Source organism: Rathayibacter sp. AY1E3, from assembly GCF_002932235.1.
GTDB lineage: Bacteria > Actinomycetota > Actinomycetes > Actinomycetales > Microbacteriaceae > Rathayibacter.
This window is the reverse complement of record NZ_PSVN01000006.1, coordinates 170,032-187,195: the sequence shown is the minus strand read 5'-3', so window position 1 is coordinate 187,195 and position 17,164 is coordinate 170,032. Positions and strand designations below refer to the sequence as shown.

Here is a 17,164-nt window from a genome sequence, read left to right as displayed (position 1 = left end):
CCCGTCGTCCGTGCCAGCCCCCCGAGCCTAGGGCGTGACCGCTGAGCGGAGGCGTCGCGGGCGCCCGGCGGAACCCCCTCCGGTGCCCGCGGGCCCGGTGCTACCGTGGCGGCCATGAGCGCAGACGACAGTCCCGAGTTCGCAGGCTTCGAGGCCACCCCCTCCACCGATGCGGAGAAGGCCGACGACGTCCGCCCCGCCGACGCCGAGGTCGAGGAGAACACGACGGCCGACGAGAGCCGCGACCCGGACCACGGCTACGACCCGATGAGCGAGAGCGGCTCCGAGAACGCCCCCGAGGACGAGGTCGGCCCCCGCGAGGACGAGGAGGGCCTGCTTCCCCCCGGCAGCACCGCCGAGGGAGCCGGCACCGCGCTCGGCGCCGACGCCGTCGAGGGCGGCGAGCCCCTGGGAGAGAACGCGAGCGCCGGCACCCCCGGCCAGCTCGCCGACGAGCGCTGGCGCACCAACGGCATCAACCCCCTGGGGTGAGCCTTCTTCCGCGGCGGTCCCCGCCCGCCGCGGCGCAGTCGGCTACTCGGGATGGCCGGGCGGGTGGAGCGTCCTGCGTCCAGCTACGACGGAACGCTGACACGCGTTCCGCCGGTTCGCCTCGCGGACACAGCGGCGGTGGACGCCCGGCCGCGCGGGCCATCGACTCCTCCATCCACGGCCACGGCGGCGCGCCGTGAGGCGAACCGTCGAAACGCGTTCCAGCGTTTCGGCGTAGCCGGACGCGACTCGCTCCACCTGCCCGGCCTTTCCTGGGAGCCGACCGCGCCGCGGCGGGCGGGGACCGCCGCGGGAGTGAACACCGCCGGAGGCGAACCGTCGAAACGCGTTCCAGCGTTTCGGCGTAGCCGGACGCGACTCGCTCCACCTGCCCGGCCGCCTGCAGGAGCCGACCGCGCCGCGGCGGGCGGGGACCGCCGCGGGAGTGAACACCGCCTGAGGCGAACCGTCGAAACGCGTTCCAGCGTTTCGGCGTAGCCGGACGCGACCCGCTCCACCTGCCCGGCCACTCCTGGGAGCCGACCGCGCCGCGGCGGGCGGGGACCGCCGCGCAATAAACACAGCTGGCGTTCCGGTTGCTCGGAGGAGGAGCAGGGGTGGGCGCCGTAGCGTTCCGGGAGCGCGGCACGCCGGTCGCGCGGACAGGGAGTCCCATGTCGTTGTTCCTGAACCGCACTCGTGAGGTCCGATGGACCGAGGACGAGAGGCGGGCGCTGGCCGAGGCGGTGGCGGAGGACCGGGCCGACGCCTGGCGCGGAGTGGGTGCGCTCGATCGCACCGTCGTCGTCTCGACCGAGGACCCGGGCGTCCGCGGCGGCGCGCGCTGGCCCACCGATCACCGTGCGTTCCTGCGCGTCGACCGCGGCGCCTCCGTGGTGCTCGCTACCGACGGGCTGAGCGATCCCTTCGACCGGCTCGCGCATCCCGGCACCGGTCTCGGCCTCGAGCTGTGCCTCGAGACGTCCGCCGTCCGCGGTGTCCCCACCGCCGAGCTCTGGAACCACTGGCACTTCCGCCTGCTGTACGAGGCCGCCCGACGGGCCGCCCTGCAGGGGGTGTGCTGCCGCAGCTCCCTCGACACGGCGCGGCTCGCGAACGTCGCGGCGCCGCCCGCCTGGACCGATGAGCAGGGCACCGTCGGTGTCCTCCTGGGCCTGCGCAGCCCCGGCCTGCCCGAGCGGCTCGACCTGGCGACCGGTCACGCCGACCTGGTCACCCTCACGCCACTGCGGCCGCAGGAGCACGCCCGGGCGTCGGTCGACGCGGGCGCCCGTGCCGAGATCGCCGAGCGCCTCCGGGCCCTGCCGCACGAGGAGCTCGTGCACACGGCCCGGCCGCTCGTGGTCTGAGGAGCGTCGCGGGTCAGGAGCCCTCGGCCGGCTCCGGCACCACGGTCATCTCGCCGGTGTTGTTCGCGCTCGCGATGAACTGCTCGATCCACAGGCGGTTCAGAGACGGGCGCTTGCTGCCGTGGAACCGGAAGTGCAGCGGAGTCGTCGGGTGCACCCAGACGGAACTGCGGCCGTAGCCGGACGATTCCGGCTCGCTCCAGGAGAGGCTGAACGACTCGTTCCGCCGCATCTTGGTGAACATCGCGACCTTGAGGTGCGCGAGGAGTCGGTCCTCGAAGTCGATCTCGAGTGATTGCGGTCCGTAGATCAGTCGTCCCATTGTCTCCGCCGTGAAGTGGTGCCGACGCGCCGGAGTCCCGGACGGCGTCGCGGGCTCCGTGAGCTCGGGAGCCGCCACGGAGAGGATACCGATCCTGCGACCCGGAGGGGTGACACGGGTTTCGCCTCCGCCGGCCGAGGGCGGGATCACCCTGTCAACGACGGACGCCCCGCCGACCGGATCCGGGGATCCTGGTCGACGGGGCGTCGGAAGTCGGAGATTACTCGCCGACGCCGCGGATGTTCGCGGCCTGCGGGCCCTTGCGGCCCTGCTCGACGTCGTACTCGACGTGCTGGTTCTCGACGAGCTCGCGGTAGCCCTGCTTCGCGATGGCGGAGAAGTGCGCGAACACGTCGGCGCCTCCGTCGTCGGGAGCGATGAAGCCGAAGCCCTTTTCGGAGTTGAACCACTTAACGGTGCCAGTAGGCATTTCTTTTCCTTATGTGTTAATGACGCCGACCGGGGCCTGCGTCGTCAGAGTCCGCACGAGTGTGCGGTACCCGCTCGACTCGGCCTCCGCGGGTGAAACACGCGTCTGCCGGAGTCGTCCGGGTCGTCTAGGGGCTGAGCTCGCGCCTCCGGGGGAGGGCGGCTCTGCGGGGGAGAACGTCCCGCGGACCGGGCGTGCCGGTGGAGCGGGGGTCGAACGAGGAACGGCGCGGCTTCCGCGGCGTCCTGTGAAGGGCGGTACCCGCGTGCGAGGCGGGCGTTCGAACCGGACGACCGAGGACGATGCTCTCGGTCGGTGCGGTCTCTATCAGGGGCTGAGTCTCTTCGTCGTCGTGCGACTTCTCAGCCGTGGAATTCGGGCGATCGCCCAGGAGATGTCTCGACTCTACGGGATCACGGCCCCCGAGCGCGACCGCCCGCGTCAGACGGCGCGCCGATCCGCGTGCGCGAGGCGGCCGGAACCGCTGTCCGGGCGGGTCGCGGTGTGCCACGATACGACTCGGATCGCGCCGTTCCCCGCCGCCGAACCCCGCCACAGCCTCCCCGCCACCGTCGCCCCGGAACGAGCCCGGAGCCCGTCCTCCCGAGGTCACCGTGCCCCTGCCTCCCCGGCCCGCCGACGCCGCGGTGCTGCTGCGCGAGCAGTGCGAGGTCGGCGTGCTCTGCGCCCGGCGTGCGGGCGGGGTGCTGACCGCCGCCTCCGCGTTGCACCTGCTCGCCCTGACGCCCGCGCAGCTGACCACGGTGCTGCCGAGCCTGGCGCTGCTGGTCGTCTCGGCGCTCGTGCAGCTCGCGCCCGGCCGATCGGTCGCGACCGGGACGAGGGCCGTGATCCTCGGATCCGCGCTGGACGTCGCGGCACTCGCCGCCTTCCTCTCGCCGGGCGTCGACGCCTCCCTCCGCGCCGTTCTGGGCGGGATCACGATGCTCGCCTCGATGGCGCTGCCGTGCGCGCTGCTCGCCGTCGGCTCCTGGCGGGGTCTGCCGTGGGCCGCGGTCCTCGCGCTGCTCCCGGTCCTCGCCCTCGGCGCGGCGGCGACGGGCGCGTCCGGGCGCGCTCCCTTCGTCCTGATCTCGGTCGTCGTCTGCTGGGCGCTGCTGCTGACCGCCGCGCGGTGGCTCGCGGGCAGCGTCGCGCGTGCGCACGTCGGCACCGCCCGCCTCCGGACCGCCCACGACGCCGAGCGCCGCTCGAGCGAGAGCGAGTCCCGGCACCGCGCCGACGCGCGGCTGATGCACGACACGATCCTGGCGACGCTGACGCTGGTGGCGCACCGGGGGGAGGGCGTGCCCGCTCCCGTGCTGCGCGACCGGGCCGCCGCCGACCTGGCCCTCCTGCGCGGTCTGGAGACGGTGGAGGAGCCGGACCCGGACGGGGCGGCCGGGGTGCCGGAGGCGCTCCTCGCGCTCGGTCGGCGGTCGGCGGCGGTGGGCGTGGAGGTGCGCTGGCACGGCGGTGCGCAGCCGCGGATCCGACCGGAGGTGCTCGACGCCGTGGTGCGCGCGACCGGGGAGTGCCTCGAGAACGTGCGGCGCCACTCCGGAGCGGCCCTGGCCCACGTGAGCGTGGCGGAGGAGGCGGGCACGCTCCGCGTCGTCGTCTCGGACGAGGGGCGCGGTTTCGACCCGGCCGCGGTGGCGGCCGGACGCCTCGGCCTCGCGGAGTCGGTCGTCGGCCGGATCGAGGCGGTGGGCGGCACGGTCCGGGTCTTCTCGGCGCCCGGGTCCGGCGCGACCGTGCTGCTGAGCGTGCCGCTGTGAGCGGGTCGCGGCAGGAGGAGGGGACGCTCCTGGAGCTGGTCCGGGCGGCGGACAGGAGCCCGGGCGCGCTGTGGAGCATCCGCGAGCGCCTCACCCGGCCGAACCGCCTGAGCGGGAGCTACCTCGGGCTGGGCTTCCTCACGATGGCGGTGCTGCTCGACATCCGCGGAGTGGTCTCGTACCTCTGGTCCCTCGACGCGCGGTCCGCGACCTGGCTGAGCGGACTCTCCTGGCTGCTGGTCGTCGCCGCGAGCGCGGTGGGGGTCTCGATCGCCCTCCGCCGCCACGGCGAGCTGCCGCGCCGGGCCTTCGCGGGCGTCCTCGCTGTGGACGTGGCCGCGCTGCTGCTCGAGTTCGCCGACCACGCCCTGCCGACACCGGCTCCGATGTACTACCCGTCGGTCTGCGTGGGAGTGGGCGCGGGCGTGATCGCGCTGATCACCTTCCAGCCGCTCTCGCGCTCGTTCCTCGCCCTGGCGGTCCTGGTCGGGCTCACGGCGCTCGGCCTCGTCGGCCAGGCGCTCCTCGGCGACGGAGGCGCCGCCCTCGCGGTGAGCAACGTCCTCCTCGCCGTCGCGCCCGCGGCCGTGTGCGTCGTCGTGCTCACCTCGCTCGACCAGTACGTGCGGCGCACGCTCGACCGCAGCCTGGCCGACGGCACCGTCCACGCCGCGGACGACGAGTTCTCGCAGGTGGACGCCCGCATCGAGGAGCTCCTCGAGCGGGTCCGGACGCCGGTGCCGCTGGACGAGGAGCTGGGCGAGCGGGCGCGGGTGCTCGGAGACGAGCTCCGCGAGGCGCTCGCCCGCAGCCACGACCGCACCTGGCTGAGGATCGCGGTGGAGGAGTCGGCGCTGCTGTCCTCCGCTGTCGCGCTCGACGATCCGAGCGGGGCCGCGGCGCTGCTGGCCCCGCTCGACCGCTCGCGGCTGCTCTCGGTGCTCTGGCTGCTCACCGCCCCCGCGGGGAGGACTCCGCTCGCCGTCCGCCTGGAGCCGGGCCAGGGCGGCGGGGTGGAGCTCGCCCTGGTCGCCGCGGGCATCCGCACCCGCGACCTCGACCGCTCGGTCTGGGGCATCCTCAGCGAGCTCGGCGAGTACCGCACGACGACCGACCACGGCGCGACGAGGATCCTCGTCGCCCACCGGCCCCGGAGGAGGACGACGACATGAGCGACGAGCCCGCGATCACGCTGGCCATCCTCGACGACCACCCGATCCTGCTGGCGGCGCTGGCGGAGTGGATCCGCCGCTCGGGCACGGACATCCGCGTGGCGGCGACGGTCGGCACCTGGACGGACCTGCTCGCGCATCCGGCCTTCCCGACCGACGTGGTGCTGCTCGACATCGACCTCGGCGACGAGCTCGACCTCGCCATGAAGATCCGGATCATCGCGGCCGCCGGCGCCGCCACGATCATCATCAGCACGCACTCCGAGCCGGGCACGATCAGCCGGGCGCTCGAGGCCGGGGCGCACGGCTACGTGGTCAAGAGCGAGCGGACCGAGACGATCCTCGCGGCGATCCGGGCGACGGCGCGCGACGAGCGCTTCCTGACGGCGCAGACGCGGGAGCTGCTCGGGGCCGACCGCCCGGGCACCCTGACGCACCGCGAGCGGGAGATCGTCCGCCTCTTCGTCGACGGGATGCCGCTGAAGCAGGTCGCCACGCTCCTCGGCATCACCCAGGACGCCGCACGGAGCTCGCTGCGCAGCGCCCGGGGCAAGTACCGGGCGGAGGGGCTGGCCGTCGGCACGAAGATCTCGCTCCGCCGGCAGGCGCTGCGCGACGGGATCGTCGAGCGCTAGGCCCGCGCTCGACGGTCCCGGGGGCCTAGACCGTCTCGGCGCGCTTCTGCCGCGCGGGCTCGGCGGGGTCGGAGGGCCCGTTCCAGATCGAGACGATGCCCCAGACGACGGCCGCGATCGGCACGGCCAGCACGGCGCCGACGATGCCGGCGAGGACGGTGCCCACGGTCAGGGCGATCAGGACGATCAGCGGGTGCAGCTTCAGCGAGCGCGCCATCACGACCGGCTGGAGGAAGTTGCCCTCGAGCTGGTTGACCCCGATGACGACCAGGATCACGATCAGCGCGGCGACCGGGCCGTTGGCGACCAGGGCGACGAGAGCGGCGAGGATGCCCGCGGCCGTGGCTCCGACGATCGGGATGAACGCGGTGAGGAAGACGATGACGGCCAGCGGGATCGCCAGCGGCACCTGGATGATCGCCAGTGCGACACCGATGCCGATCGCGTCGACCGCCGCGACGGTCGCCGTTCCGCGGACGTAGCCGCCCAGCACGTCGACCGTCTTGTGCCCGACGCGCTTGGCGCGCTCGTAGCCCGAGCCGGTGAAGGGGCGCAGGAGGAACTCCCAGATCTTCGGGCCGTCCTTCATGAAGAAGAAGAGCACCACGATCATCAGCACGAGGCCGGTGATGAAGTTCGCCGCTGCGGAGACGCCCGCGAGCGCGCCGTTGCCGAACGAGCTGGAGGTGAGGAAGTCGACGACCGACTGGCGGGCGGACTCGATCTGCTCGTCGGTGATCTGGAACGGCAGGTGCTGCACGTAGTCCTGCAGCGAGGTGATGCCGTCGGAGGCGCTGCTGACCAGCTCGTCCCACTGGTTGCGGACCGCGACCGTGATCAGCCAGCCGACCGCGCCGAGGACCGCGAGCAGCCCGATCAGCGCCAGCCAGGTCGCGAGGATCGACGGCACGCCCTTGCGCCGCATCCACGCCAGGACCGGGTGGATCGCCGCGGCGAGGATGAGCGCGATCATCACGGGGATGAGCACCAGCGTGAGCTGCGTCATCGCGAAGACGAGCACCGAGGCCAGCAGGAGAACGATGACCACCTGGAGGCAGCGGGTGGCGAACCGGCCGAGGCCGTCGCTCCAGACCCGCCGCTGCGGATCGGGTGCGCTCGGCTGCGGCGCGGCGGCGCTGGTCGAGGAGTCGTTGCGGTCGAAGAAGCCCATGGAGGGACGGTATCGGCTCGGGCCGACCTGCCGTCCCTCCTTGACACCCCGCCCGCGCCGCGGCGATGCGGGGGTCAGAGACCGGCGGGCTTCTCCGGCGTGCGCAGCCAGGCGTCGAAGAAGTCCGCCAGGTCGGAGCCGGAGACGTTCTCGGCCAGGGCCTGGAAGTCGGCGGTCGTCGCGTTCGAGTAGCGGTTCTCGGAGGCCCAGCGCTTCAGCAGCACGCCGAACGCGTCCGCGCCGATCCGGTCGCGGAGGGCGACGAGCGTCAGGCCGCCGCGGGCGTAGACGGGCGCGTCGAAGAGGCCCGCGGCTCCGGGGTCGGCGACGGCGGTCGACCAGAACGGGTCGTCGGCGGGAGCGGCGGCGACCCGGGCGGCGGACTCGGTGACGCTCGCGCCGCCGGTGTGCTCCTCCCAGAGCCACTCGGCGTAGGTCGCGAAGCCCTCGTTCAGCCAGATGTCGGACCAGGTCTCCGGCGTGACGCTGTCGCCGTACCACTGGTGCGCGGTCTCGTGCGCGACGGTCGACTCGTCCGCGCCGCCGGAGTAGAACGAGCGGCCCTGGGTCTCGAGGGCGTAGCCGATCCGCTCGTCGTCGACCACGGCTCCGGCCGAGCGGAACGGGTACGGGCCGAAGACGGAGGAGAAGTAGTCGATGATCGCGCCCTGCTTCGCGAGGGCCGCCTCGGTGCGGGCGCGGGTGTCGCCGGTGATGTTCTGGTCGATCGCGTCGATGGTCGTCACGCCGCCCTGAGTGGAGCGGACCAGGTCGTAGTCGCCGATGTTCACCATGGCGAGGTAGCTCGCCATCGGGCTGGTCTCGACCCAGCGGGAGGTCGTCCACCCCTTCGACGTGGTGGGGGAGCCGACCGGCAGGCCGTTCGCGACCACCGTCCGGCCCTCCGGGACCGTGATGCTGAAGGTGTAGCGCGCCTTGTCGGCGGGCGAGTCGTTGACGGGGTACCAGGTCGAGGCGCCGTCCGGCTCGCTGGCGACCAGGGCGCCGTCGTCCGTCGACCACCAGCCGAAGGGGGCCCCGGTGCCGTCGACGGGGTTCCCGGTGGTCCCGGCGTAGTCGATGCTCACCAGTGCGGGCAGGCCCTTCCGGAGGGTCCGGGCGGGCGTGACGGTCAGCTCGTCCCCCGACTGGGAGAACCGGGCGCCCCCGGCGTTGACGGTGACCTTCGAGACGGTGAGGCCGGTCAGGTCGAAGGAGAGCGAGCGCAGGTCCTTCTGGGGCGCGAGGGTGACCACGGCCCTGCCGCCGAGGGCCCGGGTCGCCGGATCGTACTTCAGGACGAGGCTGTAGGTGAGGGCGTCGAAGCCGCTGCTGCCGAGGCCGGGGAAGTAGGGATCGCCGGCGCTGGTGCCCCCGTCGACGGCGCCCGCGCGGGCGGCGGGGGAGGCGATGGCGGCGGGTGCGAGGAGGAGGGAGGAGGCCACGAGCGCGCTGAGCGCGGCTGACGCACGGAATGTCATGTCCGCACGCTAGCGGGCGGGCGTTTCGTGCGCGTGTCGGCACCGTGCCGAGGAGAAGCCCCGTCGATCGACGGACGGGCGATCACGCTCCTGCCGGGGCGAGTCAGCTGCGGAATCCGTCGCGGCGACGGAGCATCGCACGGTGGAATTACCCACTCGAGCCGCCGGAGCCCCGCGGATCGTTGCGGCGGCGACGGATTCCGCACTACAGTCGCCGTGTTCATGCAGGTGCATGGGGTGCGGTACCCGAAGCCGCACTGCACCGCCCTGCTCGGAGCAGACGCCTCCGCCGGGAGGGATGACGATCCTCTCTCCCGGCGGGAGGCGGACCGGGCGGATCCGCCCGGCCGCCGGCGCTACGCCGGGACGCGCACCGTCAGCCCGCCGGGCTCGATCCAGGTGCGGAACGCCGAGGTCGAGCCGAACGGGTCTCCGTCGAGCTCGATCTCCTGCGCGTGCTCGAGGCGGACCGTGAGGTCGCGGCCCTTCACGTACCGCAGGGCCGACACCTCCTTGGTCAGGCCCATCAGCTTCTTGCCGACGACGCCGCTGCGGCGGAGCACGCCGTTCTCCCACACCACCTTGAAGATGATCTGCACCCAGCCGAAGAAGCCCTCGGGGCGCAGCAGGACGATGTCGAACTCGCCGTCGTCGACGGCCGCGTCCGGCAGCAGGAGGATGTTCGCCGGCAGGGCGCCGCAGTTGCCCACGATGATCGTGTGCGCGTGCACCTTGCGGGTCTTGGAGCCGTCGAGGCGGTAGCGGAACTCGAGCTGGTTCTTGTCGAGCAGGGCCTTCCGCAGCGCGTCCACGTAGGCGAGCCAGCCGGCCCGCTTCTTGAGGTCGTCGTCGGTGTTGGCGAGCATCTTCGCGTCGATCCCGAGGCCCGCCATCACGACGTAGGCGTGGCGGTCGCGGCCCGTGGAGGTCTCGATGTCGATCATCCCGACGTCGACCGCCCGGTCCTGTCCGGAGAACGCGACGGTCAGGGAGTTGTCGATGTCGTCGAGCGTGAGGTTCAGGTTGCGGGCGAGCAGGTTGCCGGTGCCGGAGGGCAGCAGCGCGAGCGAGGCGTCGGAGCCGCGGAGGGCCTCCGCCACGACGCGGACCGTCCCGTCGCCGCCGGCCGCGATCACGACGTCGGCGCCCGCGGCGAGGGCCTCCTTCGTCTGACCGGCTCCGGGGTCCTCGACGGAGGTCTCGTACCAGAGCGTCTCCTCCCAGCCGGCGGCCTCCTCGGCGCGCTTCACAGCGGCCTTCACGGACTCCAGGTCGACCTTGACGGGGTTGTAGACGAGGGCGGCGCGGCGGCGCTCAGGCATCGTCGCGGCTCTCGTCGAGCTCGTCGCCGTTCTCGTCGACACGGCCCGGTCGCACGGCGGCGTCCTCGCGGATGTCGATGCGGGTGTCGCCGGCCTCGGTGGTGGAGACCTCGATGCGCGGGGCCGCGTCGGCCTCCGTCGCCTTCGGGGCGCTGGTCAGCTGGTCGTGGCGGTCGTCCGCGCTCTGGTCGGTCATGCCTGGACGGTAGCAGCGGGCGATCCGCGCCCGCGCGGGCTTGCGTCAGCGGCTGCGTGCCGCCTGAAGACCCCAGAGCACGAGCGGGATCTGGAGCGGGAGGCGCAGCAGCGTGATCACCCGGGTCCGAGGCCGACGGGCGTCCCGCGCCATCTGCACGTTGCCGGGGAGGACGGCGGCCATCAGGGCGGCGGAGGCGAGACCGCCGGCCGCGCGGGTCCGCGGGTGCAGCGTCGCGGCCGCGCAGACCAGCTCCGCCGCTCCCGAGACGAGGACCCATCCGCGCGCCGAGCCGGGCATCCCTCGCGGGACGACCGCGTCAAAGGTCCGCGGGTGCACCAGGTGGACGACTCCCGAGACCGCCATCGCCGACACGAGCACGAGCGGGCCCGCGCCCAGGCCGCTCATCGGCCCTCCGCCCCGCGCTCGAGCGGAGCGACGTGGTCGAGGATCCGGCGCCACTCGCGCACGAGCGCCAGCCGGCCGGCTCCGTCGACCGTCACGGTGCGCGCCCGCGCGAGGCGGCCGCGGTACCAGCGGCCGTCCTCGGCGCTCGCCACCGGGTCCGCGTCGCCGTGGACCAGGAGCGTCTCGGCGGTCACCCGGTCGAGGTCGTCGGCCCAGGAGCCGTCGCGGAGCGCCGCGAAGTCGGTCGCGGCGCCGCTCGGGCCCTGCCGCCAGCCCTCGGAGAGCATCCGCTCCAGCCGGTTGCGCAGTCCGCCGTGGGTGGCGAGCACCGGGTCGTCGGAGTCGATCCCGAGCGCGTCCAGGCCCGGCTGCGTCTGCGGGAGGGCGGCGGCGATCGCGTCGGCGTCCTCCCCGCGGAGGGTCTCGCGCCGCTCCCACGCGCTGGTGGGGTGCACGATCACGCCGGCCTGCGGAGGCGCGGGGGTGCCGACCAGCGCGAGGCGGTCCACGAGGTCGGGGTGCCGGGCCGCGAGCGAGAGCGCGAACGCGCCGCCGGAGCCCCAGCCGACCACGCCGACGCTGCCGAAGCGGGCGCCCTCGACCATGCGGGCGGTGCGCTCGGAGCGGCGCAGGTACTCGGCGAGGTCGTCCGCGCGGTCCTCGACGCGGCCGTGAGCGGCGTCGACCGGGTCCGAGGCGCCGTAGCCGGGACGGTCGAGGATCAGCAGGTGCAGACCCCACGGACCGGTGACGGTCGGGTCGGGGTCGAAGCCGCCGGCTCCGGGAGTGGGGTGGCAGAACACCACCAGCCGGTCGGCGACGGGATCGCCCGCCGCCGAGACGCCCATCCCGCGGCCGGACCGCAGCTCGAAACGGTGGTTCGCCATGTCGCCTCCCGGGTGCGCCGAGGGTCGGCGCGTCGCCCCCAGTCAAGCGGAGACGGCGGCCCGCGCGCTGGGCCTTGTGCCGGAGCGGGAGCAGTCGGACGCGTCCGGAGCGGGCGTGCTCGCGGTCGCCTTCGTCGCCGAGCGCGGCGACCTCCCGCCCCTCGTCGTCGAGTCGATGGACGGGCTCCTCGCGCTCGTCTCGGGACTGCGCCGGTAACCCCTGCCCCCCGCGGAGGTCGACCCCCGTGGCAGGCGGCCGGCGGCCGCCTAGCGTGCTGGGAGCGGGTCGGCACCGGCTCCGTTCCGTGCTGCCGCGGATGATCGAGCAGGGGCGGGGCAGCGTGATCACCACCTCCTCCGTCGCCGGGCTCGACGGCGCCCCGGGCCTCAGCCCCTCCGTCGCCTCGAAGCGCGGGGTCGCCGGGCTCACCAGGAGCGCGGCCCTCGAGGTCGCGGGCACCGGCGTCCGGGTCGACTCGGTCCACCCGTCGCCCGTGAACACCCGGATGATGCGCTCGATCGAGGCGGGAGCCGTCGACGCCGGCGCACCGTCCGTTCACCCGATGTCCACGTGACGCCGCGGAGGAGGGGAGCGAGGATGGGGGCGTGTCCCGTCGCCTCCTCCTCCCCGTCGCCGGCGTCCTCGCCGCGGCCCTCGCCGCCGGCGGGCTGACGCTCCTCGTCTGGACGATCGACGAGACGCCGTTCGCACGGCCCGACGCCGGCTTCGACCGTCTGACGAGCGAGGTCGCCGCGGTGCCCGGAGTCTCCCTCGATGGCGCCGAGCGCTGGGTCGAGGCGCCGGCGTTCGGCCCGCCGACCTCCTGGGTCGGGGTCGCGGTCGAGGAGCCGGCGCTCGCCGACGCCCTCGCGACGGCCTGCGCGACCGAGTACGCGGATCCGGTGCTGTGGTCGTTCCGGGCGACGTCCGCAGGCGGGAACACCCTCTCCTTCGCGGGCGCGGAGGAGCCGACCGCCGCGTGCCCCGCTCCCGCTGTCGACGCGTCGGCCCTGCTCGAGCGGATCGACGGGCTCGGCCGCGACCTGGAGCTGCACGCGTCGCTCCGCGAGGGGTCCTTCGCCCTCGACTCCTTCGAGGACGTCTCCGGCGGGCTGCCCGCGCTGCTCCCGATCGTCCGGGCGGCGGAGGACCTGCGGGACGCTGCGGGCGCGGAGCGGGGCGCCCCGGTCGAGATCTCCGGTCCCTGGGCCGCGATCACCGTCGGTCCCGGCGAGCAGGAGCGGACCGCCGCGCTGCTCACGACCCTCGTCGAGGAGCACGGCGTCACCGCCTACTGGGCGACCGAGGACGGCCTGCGGATCGTCGCGCCCGACGGCGGGCACGCCGCGATCGAGGCCGCTGTGCGCGACTCCGGGCTGCCGGTGGCCGACCGGTCCCTGCGCTTCGAGGCCGACGAGTCCTGACGCCGGGCGGCCGTGAACGGGTGCGGCCTGGCTCAGACCTCGGTGGCGGGTGCTCGACGGGCTCCCCGGCTCACGACGGGAGGCACCTCCAAGACGGGGACTGCACGCTTCATGAACCGGTCGAAGTCCGGAACAGTGAACGCGGCGTACCCGTGCTCGGGAGTGAACAGGAGCCCCATCCCGATCAGCTCCGCGCGGACCGATCCGAGCTGAGTGGACGCGCGCTCCAGAAGCGCCGCGACGTCACCCGCTTTCTGGGGCTCTGGTCCGAGCTCCGCCCTGGCTCGCATGTACGCGGTCTGAAGTGGACTCGCCCGATCGAGTCGCACGCGGAAGAAGGAGCTGTCCAGCTTCGCCTCGTAGGCCTCCCTCGCCGGTTCGACGTCCTCCCGGTGGATGCGATCGTTCTCCGCCACCGTCCAGACCTGGTAGCCCAGTTCCTGGATGAAAGAGGGGTATCCGGTCGTGATCTCGACTACGAGTTCAACAGCGTCGTCGTCGTAGACCGCGCCCTCGGCCGCTGCCGGCTCTCGGAGAGCCGCTACCGCTTCGTCGTGATCGAGCGAGTCGATCCGCGGAAAGGTGAAGAGCCGCTCGGCGTACGATCTCGCATCGCCCACCAGCTCGGCGATCTGCGGAAGACCGGCACCGACGAACGTGACGGGGAGGCTCCGCTGCACGGTCTTGTGGATGGCTTGGATGAGCGCTTCGAGCTGCGGTGAGTCGAGGAACTGGACCTCGTCGATGAGCAGGACGATCCCCTCGCCCTGCTCGGCCGCCGCTTCACCCACGGCGACGAGGACGTCCGTCAGGTCCAGTCCGAGATCCCGATGATCGGCCACTCCTTCTGCCGGCGGTACATCCCATCCGATGGACCACTCGCCGTCCGCTCCGACAGACACCGCGAAGGCGCTCAAGACCGCGGCGGCGTGCCTCCCGCGGTCGGTCCATCTCGCGCGGGGAGACAGGCGGAGGAGTGCCGCCTTGAGCTGGGATGCCAGCACCTGGCGGAACCGGCCCTTGTCGTGCTTGACCGCCTCGAACTCGATCACTGTCCCCGTTCTCCTCCTGGGCGATCGTCCGGAAGCCGTAGAGAAGGACCGTCTTTCCGACGCCCCGCAGCCCCGTGATGATCATCGACTGGTTCGTGCGGCCCCGTCGCAGGCGCGTCAGCAGGGTGCGGAACGCCTGGGTCTGCTCGTCTCTGCCGATGAGGATCTCCGGTCGCGCTCCCGCGTTCGGCGTGTAGGGATTGTCGACGGCATCCATACGGGCCGGTTCAGGAGTCTTACTGTGCTTTATCCAGATCGAGTGAAGCGCAGTAAAGCCATCGAACGGCGCCCGTCACGCGCGCCAGGCCGCCAGCTCCTCCGCAGCCGCCAGGACGCGGTGGGTCGGCGAGAGGTCGAGGACGCGCGCGCCTGAGCGCCTGCGAGGCCCGGATCCCGCCTCCTGGACCCGCGACCCAGGGAACGCTGGCAGGATGTACGGGACGGTCGGTGCGCGAGAGCGCGCCGCACGGACGGCACCGCCCGCTGAGAGCGGCCCCGCCCGGCCCCGTCCCGCACACCTCCACCCGCTCCCGACAGCGCTCACAGCGCCGGAGCGACACATCACCGCGGCCCGACCGGGCGCGCGGTCGGACCCTGCGCCGCGCGCCCGCGTCCAGCCACTCCCTCCCGGAAGAACCGCATGAGAAACGCCAGAACCGCCAAGCCCGCCCGCCACCACCTCGAGCTCCCCAAGCCCAAGCCCCTCGAGAAGGGCGCCATGCGGATCACTCCGCTCGGCGGCCTCGGCGAGATCGGCCGCAACATGACCGTCTTCGAGCACAAGGGCAAGCTGCTCATCGTCGACTGCGGCGTCCTCTTCCCCGAGGAGAACCAGCCCGGCATCGACGTGATCCTCCCCGACTTCGCCGCGATCCGCTCGCGCCTGAAGGACATCGAGGCCATCGTCCTCACCCACGGCCACGAGGACCACATCGGCGGCGTGCCGTACCTCCTCAAGGAGCGCGGCGACATCCCGATCATCGCCTCGACCTTCACCCTCGCGCTGATCAGCGCGAAGCTGCAGGAGCACCGCATCACGCCGCGCACGCGCCCGGTGAAGGAGGGCGACCGGATCGACGCCGGCGTCTTCGACCTCGAGTTCCTCGCCGTGAACCACTCCATCCCGGACGGGCTCGCCGTCGCGATCCGCACCGAGGCCGGCCTCGTGCTGCACACGGGCGACTTCAAGATGGACCAGTTCCCGCTCGACGGGCGCACCACCGACCTCCCCGGCTTCGCGCGCCTCGGCGACGAGGGAGTCGACCTGTTCCTGGTCGACTCCACGAACGCCGACGTCCCCGGCTTCGCGATCTCGGAGGGCGACCTCGCCCCCGCGATCGACCAGGTGTTCCGCACCGCGCCCCGCCGCATCGTCGTGTCCAGCTTCGCGAGCCACGTGCACCGCATCCAGCAGGTCCTCGACGCCGCGCAGCGCCACGGCCGCAAGGTCGCCTTCGTCGGCCGCTCGATGGTCCGCAACATGGGCATCGCCGCCGACCTGGGCTACCTCAAGATCCCGGCCGGCCTCGTCGTCGACATGAAGGTGCTCGAGAAGCTCCCCGCGACCGAGATCGTGATGATCTGCACCGGTTCGCAGGGCGAGCCGATGGCGGCGCTCTCGCGCATGGCCAACAAGGACCACATCATCGACATCGGCCCCGGCGACACCGTGCTGCTGGCCAGCTCGCTGATCCCCGGCAACGAGAACGCGATCTACCGGATCATCAACGCCTTCACCCGCTGGGGCGCCACCGTCGTGCACAAGGGCAACGCCAAGGTGCACGTCTCGGGCCACGCCAGCGCGGGCGAGCTCGCCTACTGCTACAACATCCTGCGCCCCACCGCGGTGCTCCCCGTGCACGGCGAGTGGCGCCACCTCACCGCGAACGCGGCGATCGCGACCCGCACCGGGATCGACGAGAAGGACGTCTTCGTCATCGAGGACGGCGTCTCGATCGACCTGGTGAAGGGCCGCTCGCGCATCAGCGGGCGCATCCCGGCCGACCAGATCCTGGTCGACGGCACCACGATGGGCGTCGCCACCGAGGACGCGATGAACGACCGCATCGTCCTCGCCGAGGAGGGGGCCATCACGGTCCTCGCCATCGCCGACCTCGACCGCGGCACGCTCGGCGAGCCCGTCGAGTTCTTCACCCGCGGCTTCGTCGAGGAGCCGGGCTGGAAGGCCAATGCGAGCAAGGCGATCGACGACGCCGTCCTGCAGGCCGCGGGCAAGCCGGTCGAGCTCGAGGCCATGGAGGCGCTGATCACGCGCACCCTCGGCCGCTGGCTGACCCGCCGCCACCGCCGGAACCCGGTCATCACCACCATCGTCGTCGAGGAGTAGGCGCCTTCCACGCCGCCCTCCGCCTCCGCTACCCCCTGCCCCGCGAGGCGCGGGCGGAGCAGAGTGGGAGGGTCGGCAGGTCGCCGACGCGAAGGGAGAGCGCCATGAGCACCGACCGCACCACGGGTGAGGACACCGAGAAGACCGAGGACCTCCCCGACGGCACCGGGACGGACACCTCCTCCGGTGGCGGCGACACCGACACCGTCTCCGGCGGCGAGCCGGACGAGCCCGCCGAGTAGGGCCGTGAACGACGAAGGGCGGGACCGCGAGGTCCCGCCCTTCGTCGTTCCGCCGATCAGATCAGCGGGCCGTCGCTCTCGCTCGAGCGGCGGGTGACCTGCTCGCCGCTGGCCGGGTCGACGGCCGAGCGCGTGGTCGAGACGGCCTGGCGGCGGCGCGTCAGCAGGACCAGCCCGAGGATCAGGCCGACCGCTCCGGCCGCCATGAGGATGTAGCCGACCAGCCTCAGGTCGATCCCGGACACCTGCACGTCCACCGCGAAGGCGAGGACCGCGCCGACGACGAGGAGGAAGATCCCTGCTCCGATGCTCATTGCGTGCTCCTTCTGACTGCCGCCGGAGCGCACGCGGGAAGCGCGCAGGGGCACCGGCGATCGCCCCACGGTAGACCTCGGGTCCGGCGGCCCCCAGGCCTTCCGGCGGGAGCCTCC

At 73.1% G+C, this 17,164-nt stretch carries 20 protein-coding genes and 1 pseudogene; 10 read left to right on the top strand and 11 right to left on the bottom strand.

Translation table 11 applies throughout. The features are described from left to right. Positions 1–114 precede the first annotated feature (114 nt). Both C5C53_RS07330 and C5C53_RS07325 read left to right on the top strand, forming a co-directional pair. A complete protein-coding gene (locus tag C5C53_RS07330) occupies positions 115–492 on the top strand; it encodes a hypothetical protein (RefSeq protein WP_104314845.1) in 378 nt (125 codons plus the stop codon). Between the two features lie 674 nt (positions 493–1,166). Beyond that, complete coding sequence (locus C5C53_RS07325) at positions 1,167–1,862, top strand: hypothetical protein (protein WP_104238971.1); 696 nt, start codon at positions 1,167–1,169, stop codon at positions 1,860–1,862. A gap of 13 nt (positions 1,863–1,875) precedes the next feature. Here C5C53_RS07325 and C5C53_RS07320 read toward each other — a convergent pair whose 3' ends face one another. Next, positions 1,876–2,184, bottom strand: a complete 309-nt coding sequence (locus C5C53_RS07320) for a hypothetical protein (protein ID WP_104226101.1) — start codon at positions 2,182–2,184, stop codon at positions 1,876–1,878. 220 nt (positions 2,185–2,404) lie between these two features. Continuing rightward, on the bottom strand, positions 2,405–2,614 hold the full coding sequence (locus C5C53_RS07315; protein ID WP_055786246.1) for a cold-shock protein: 210 nt from the start codon (positions 2,612–2,614) through the stop codon (positions 2,405–2,407). 614 nt (positions 2,615–3,228) lie between these two features. Between C5C53_RS07315 and C5C53_RS07310 the strand changes: the two genes are divergently transcribed. The 3 genes from C5C53_RS07310 to C5C53_RS07300 are packed head-to-tail and all read left to right on the top strand — an operon-like array spanning position 3,229 to position 6,202. Next, complete coding sequence (locus C5C53_RS07310; RefSeq protein WP_104267193.1) at positions 3,229–4,395, top strand: sensor histidine kinase; 1,167 nt, start codon at positions 3,229–3,231, stop codon at positions 4,393–4,395. Continuing rightward, positions 4,392–5,567, top strand: a complete 1,176-nt coding sequence (locus C5C53_RS07305) for a hypothetical protein (RefSeq protein WP_104267192.1) — start codon at positions 4,392–4,394, stop codon at positions 5,565–5,567. Before C5C53_RS07310 ends, C5C53_RS07305 begins: the two co-directional genes overlap by 4 nt. Further along, positions 5,564–6,202, top strand: coding sequence for a response regulator transcription factor (locus C5C53_RS07300; RefSeq protein ID WP_104267191.1), 639 nt, complete (start codon positions 5,564–5,566; stop codon positions 6,200–6,202). The genes C5C53_RS07305 and C5C53_RS07300 overlap by 4 nt, the downstream gene beginning before the upstream one ends. Positions 6,203–6,227: 25 nt before the next feature. On the opposite strand, the gene C5C53_RS07295 is transcribed toward C5C53_RS07300, so the two are convergent. From C5C53_RS07295 to C5C53_RS07270, 6 genes are all read right to left on the bottom strand, one after another. Beyond that, complete coding sequence (locus C5C53_RS07295; protein ID WP_104233055.1) at positions 6,228–7,373, bottom strand: AI-2E family transporter; 1,146 nt, start codon at positions 7,371–7,373, stop codon at positions 6,228–6,230. 74 nt (positions 7,374–7,447) lie between these two features. Continuing rightward, positions 7,448–8,854: a M1 family metallopeptidase gene (locus C5C53_RS07290; protein ID WP_104267190.1), complete on the bottom strand. Its 1,407-nt coding sequence runs from the start codon at positions 8,852–8,854 to the stop codon at positions 7,448–7,450. Positions 8,855–9,210: 356 nt separating this feature from the next. Next, positions 9,211–10,176: a diacylglycerol kinase family protein gene (locus C5C53_RS07285; RefSeq protein ID WP_104267189.1), complete on the bottom strand. Its 966-nt coding sequence runs from the start codon at positions 10,174–10,176 to the stop codon at positions 9,211–9,213. Further along, the gene (locus C5C53_RS07280) at positions 10,169–10,372 is read right to left on the bottom strand and encodes a multidrug transporter (RefSeq protein WP_104222930.1); all 204 of its coding nucleotides are present in this window, start codon (positions 10,370–10,372) and stop codon (positions 10,169–10,171) included. Before C5C53_RS07280 ends, C5C53_RS07285 begins: the two co-directional genes overlap by 8 nt. A gap of 45 nt (positions 10,373–10,417) precedes the next feature. Further along, positions 10,418–10,780 (bottom strand): hypothetical protein, encoded by a 363-nt coding sequence (locus C5C53_RS07275; protein WP_181068405.1) that lies wholly within the window; start codon positions 10,778–10,780, stop codon positions 10,418–10,420. Then, on the bottom strand, positions 10,777–11,667 hold the full coding sequence (locus tag C5C53_RS07270) for an alpha/beta fold hydrolase (protein WP_104267188.1): 891 nt from the start codon (positions 11,665–11,667) through the stop codon (positions 10,777–10,779). Before C5C53_RS07270 ends, C5C53_RS07275 begins: the two co-directional genes overlap by 4 nt. Between C5C53_RS07270 and C5C53_RS16780 the strand changes: the two genes are divergently transcribed. The 3 genes from C5C53_RS16780 to C5C53_RS07260 are packed head-to-tail and all read left to right on the top strand — an operon-like array spanning position 11,666 to position 13,092. Continuing rightward, the gene (locus tag C5C53_RS16780) at positions 11,666–11,884 is read left to right on the top strand and encodes a hypothetical protein (protein WP_146078495.1); all 219 of its coding nucleotides are present in this window, start codon (positions 11,666–11,668) and stop codon (positions 11,882–11,884) included. The two genes, C5C53_RS07270 and C5C53_RS16780, sit on opposite strands and share 2 nt — an antisense overlap. 28 nt (positions 11,885–11,912) lie before the next feature. Further along, on the top strand, positions 11,913–12,242 hold the full coding sequence (locus C5C53_RS07265) for an SDR family NAD(P)-dependent oxidoreductase (protein WP_308470977.1): 330 nt from the start codon (positions 11,913–11,915) through the stop codon (positions 12,240–12,242). A gap of 31 nt (positions 12,243–12,273) precedes the next feature. After that, positions 12,274–13,092, top strand: a complete 819-nt coding sequence (locus tag C5C53_RS07260; protein ID WP_104233057.1) for a hypothetical protein — start codon at positions 12,274–12,276, stop codon at positions 13,090–13,092. 32 nt (positions 13,093–13,124) lie between these two features. Here the strand turns inward: C5C53_RS07260 and C5C53_RS07255 are convergent, their stop codons facing one another. Next, entirely contained in the window at positions 13,125–14,144 is a 1,020-nt protein-coding gene (locus tag C5C53_RS07255) for an ATP-binding protein (RefSeq protein WP_258075390.1), read from the bottom strand. 70 nt (positions 14,145–14,214) lie between these two features. After that, positions 14,215–14,361, bottom strand: a pseudogene (locus tag C5C53_RS17410) (ATP-binding protein); the annotation flags it as partial. A 423-nt stretch (positions 14,362–14,784) separates the two neighbouring features. Between C5C53_RS17410 and C5C53_RS07250 the strand changes: the two are divergent. Together C5C53_RS07250 and C5C53_RS17085 are read left to right on the top strand one after the other, a co-directional pair. Then, on the top strand, positions 14,785–16,491 hold the full coding sequence (locus C5C53_RS07250) for a ribonuclease J (RefSeq protein ID WP_104222925.1): 1,707 nt from the start codon (positions 14,785–14,787) through the stop codon (positions 16,489–16,491). Between the two features lie 104 nt (positions 16,492–16,595). After that, positions 16,596–16,733, top strand: a complete 138-nt coding sequence (locus C5C53_RS17085; RefSeq protein ID WP_159940924.1) for a hypothetical protein — start codon at positions 16,596–16,598, stop codon at positions 16,731–16,733. Positions 16,734–16,789: 56 nt separating this feature from the next. On the opposite strand, the gene C5C53_RS07245 is transcribed toward C5C53_RS17085, so the two are convergent. Beyond that, the gene (locus C5C53_RS07245) at positions 16,790–17,047 is read right to left on the bottom strand and encodes a DUF6458 family protein (protein WP_104262774.1); all 258 of its coding nucleotides are present in this window, start codon (positions 17,045–17,047) and stop codon (positions 16,790–16,792) included. Positions 17,048–17,164 lie beyond the last annotated feature (117 nt).

Coding starts and splice junctions, on each gene's coding strand:
- C5C53_RS07330 (WP_104314845.1), top strand. CDS start 115: ATGAGCGCAGACGACAGTCCCGAGTTCGCAGGCTTCGAGGCCACCCCC.
- C5C53_RS07325 (WP_104238971.1), top strand. CDS start 1,167: ATGTCGTTGTTCCTGAACCGCACTCGTGAGGTCCGATGGACCGAGGAC.
- C5C53_RS07320 (WP_104226101.1), bottom strand. CDS start 2,184: ATGGGACGACTGATCTACGGACCGCAATCACTCGAGATCGACTTCGAG.
- C5C53_RS07315 (WP_055786246.1), bottom strand. CDS start 2,614: ATGCCTACTGGCACCGTTAAGTGGTTCAACTCCGAAAAGGGCTTCGGC.
- C5C53_RS07300 (WP_104267191.1), top strand. CDS start 5,564: ATGAGCGACGAGCCCGCGATCACGCTGGCCATCCTCGACGACCACCCG.
- C5C53_RS07295 (WP_104233055.1), bottom strand. CDS start 7,373: ATGGGCTTCTTCGACCGCAACGACTCCTCGACCAGCGCCGCCGCGCCG.
- C5C53_RS07290 (WP_104267190.1), bottom strand. CDS start 8,854: ATGACATTCCGTGCGTCAGCCGCGCTCAGCGCGCTCGTGGCCTCCTCC.
- C5C53_RS07285 (WP_104267189.1), bottom strand. CDS start 10,176: ATGCCTGAGCGCCGCCGCGCCGCCCTCGTCTACAACCCCGTCAAGGTC.
- C5C53_RS07280 (WP_104222930.1), bottom strand. CDS start 10,372: ATGACCGACCAGAGCGCGGACGACCGCCACGACCAGCTGACCAGCGCC.
- C5C53_RS07275 (WP_181068405.1), bottom strand. CDS start 10,780: ATGAGCGGCCTGGGCGCGGGCCCGCTCGTGCTCGTGTCGGCGATGGCG.
- C5C53_RS16780 (WP_146078495.1), top strand. CDS start 11,666: ATGTCGCCTCCCGGGTGCGCCGAGGGTCGGCGCGTCGCCCCCAGTCAA.
- C5C53_RS07270 (WP_104267188.1), bottom strand. CDS start 11,667: ATGGCGAACCACCGTTTCGAGCTGCGGTCCGGCCGCGGGATGGGCGTC.
- C5C53_RS07250 (WP_104222925.1), top strand. CDS start 14,785: ATGAGAAACGCCAGAACCGCCAAGCCCGCCCGCCACCACCTCGAGCTC.
- C5C53_RS17085 (WP_159940924.1), top strand. CDS start 16,596: ATGAGCACCGACCGCACCACGGGTGAGGACACCGAGAAGACCGAGGAC.
- C5C53_RS07245 (WP_104262774.1), bottom strand. CDS start 17,047: ATGAGCATCGGAGCAGGGATCTTCCTCCTCGTCGTCGGCGCGGTCCTC.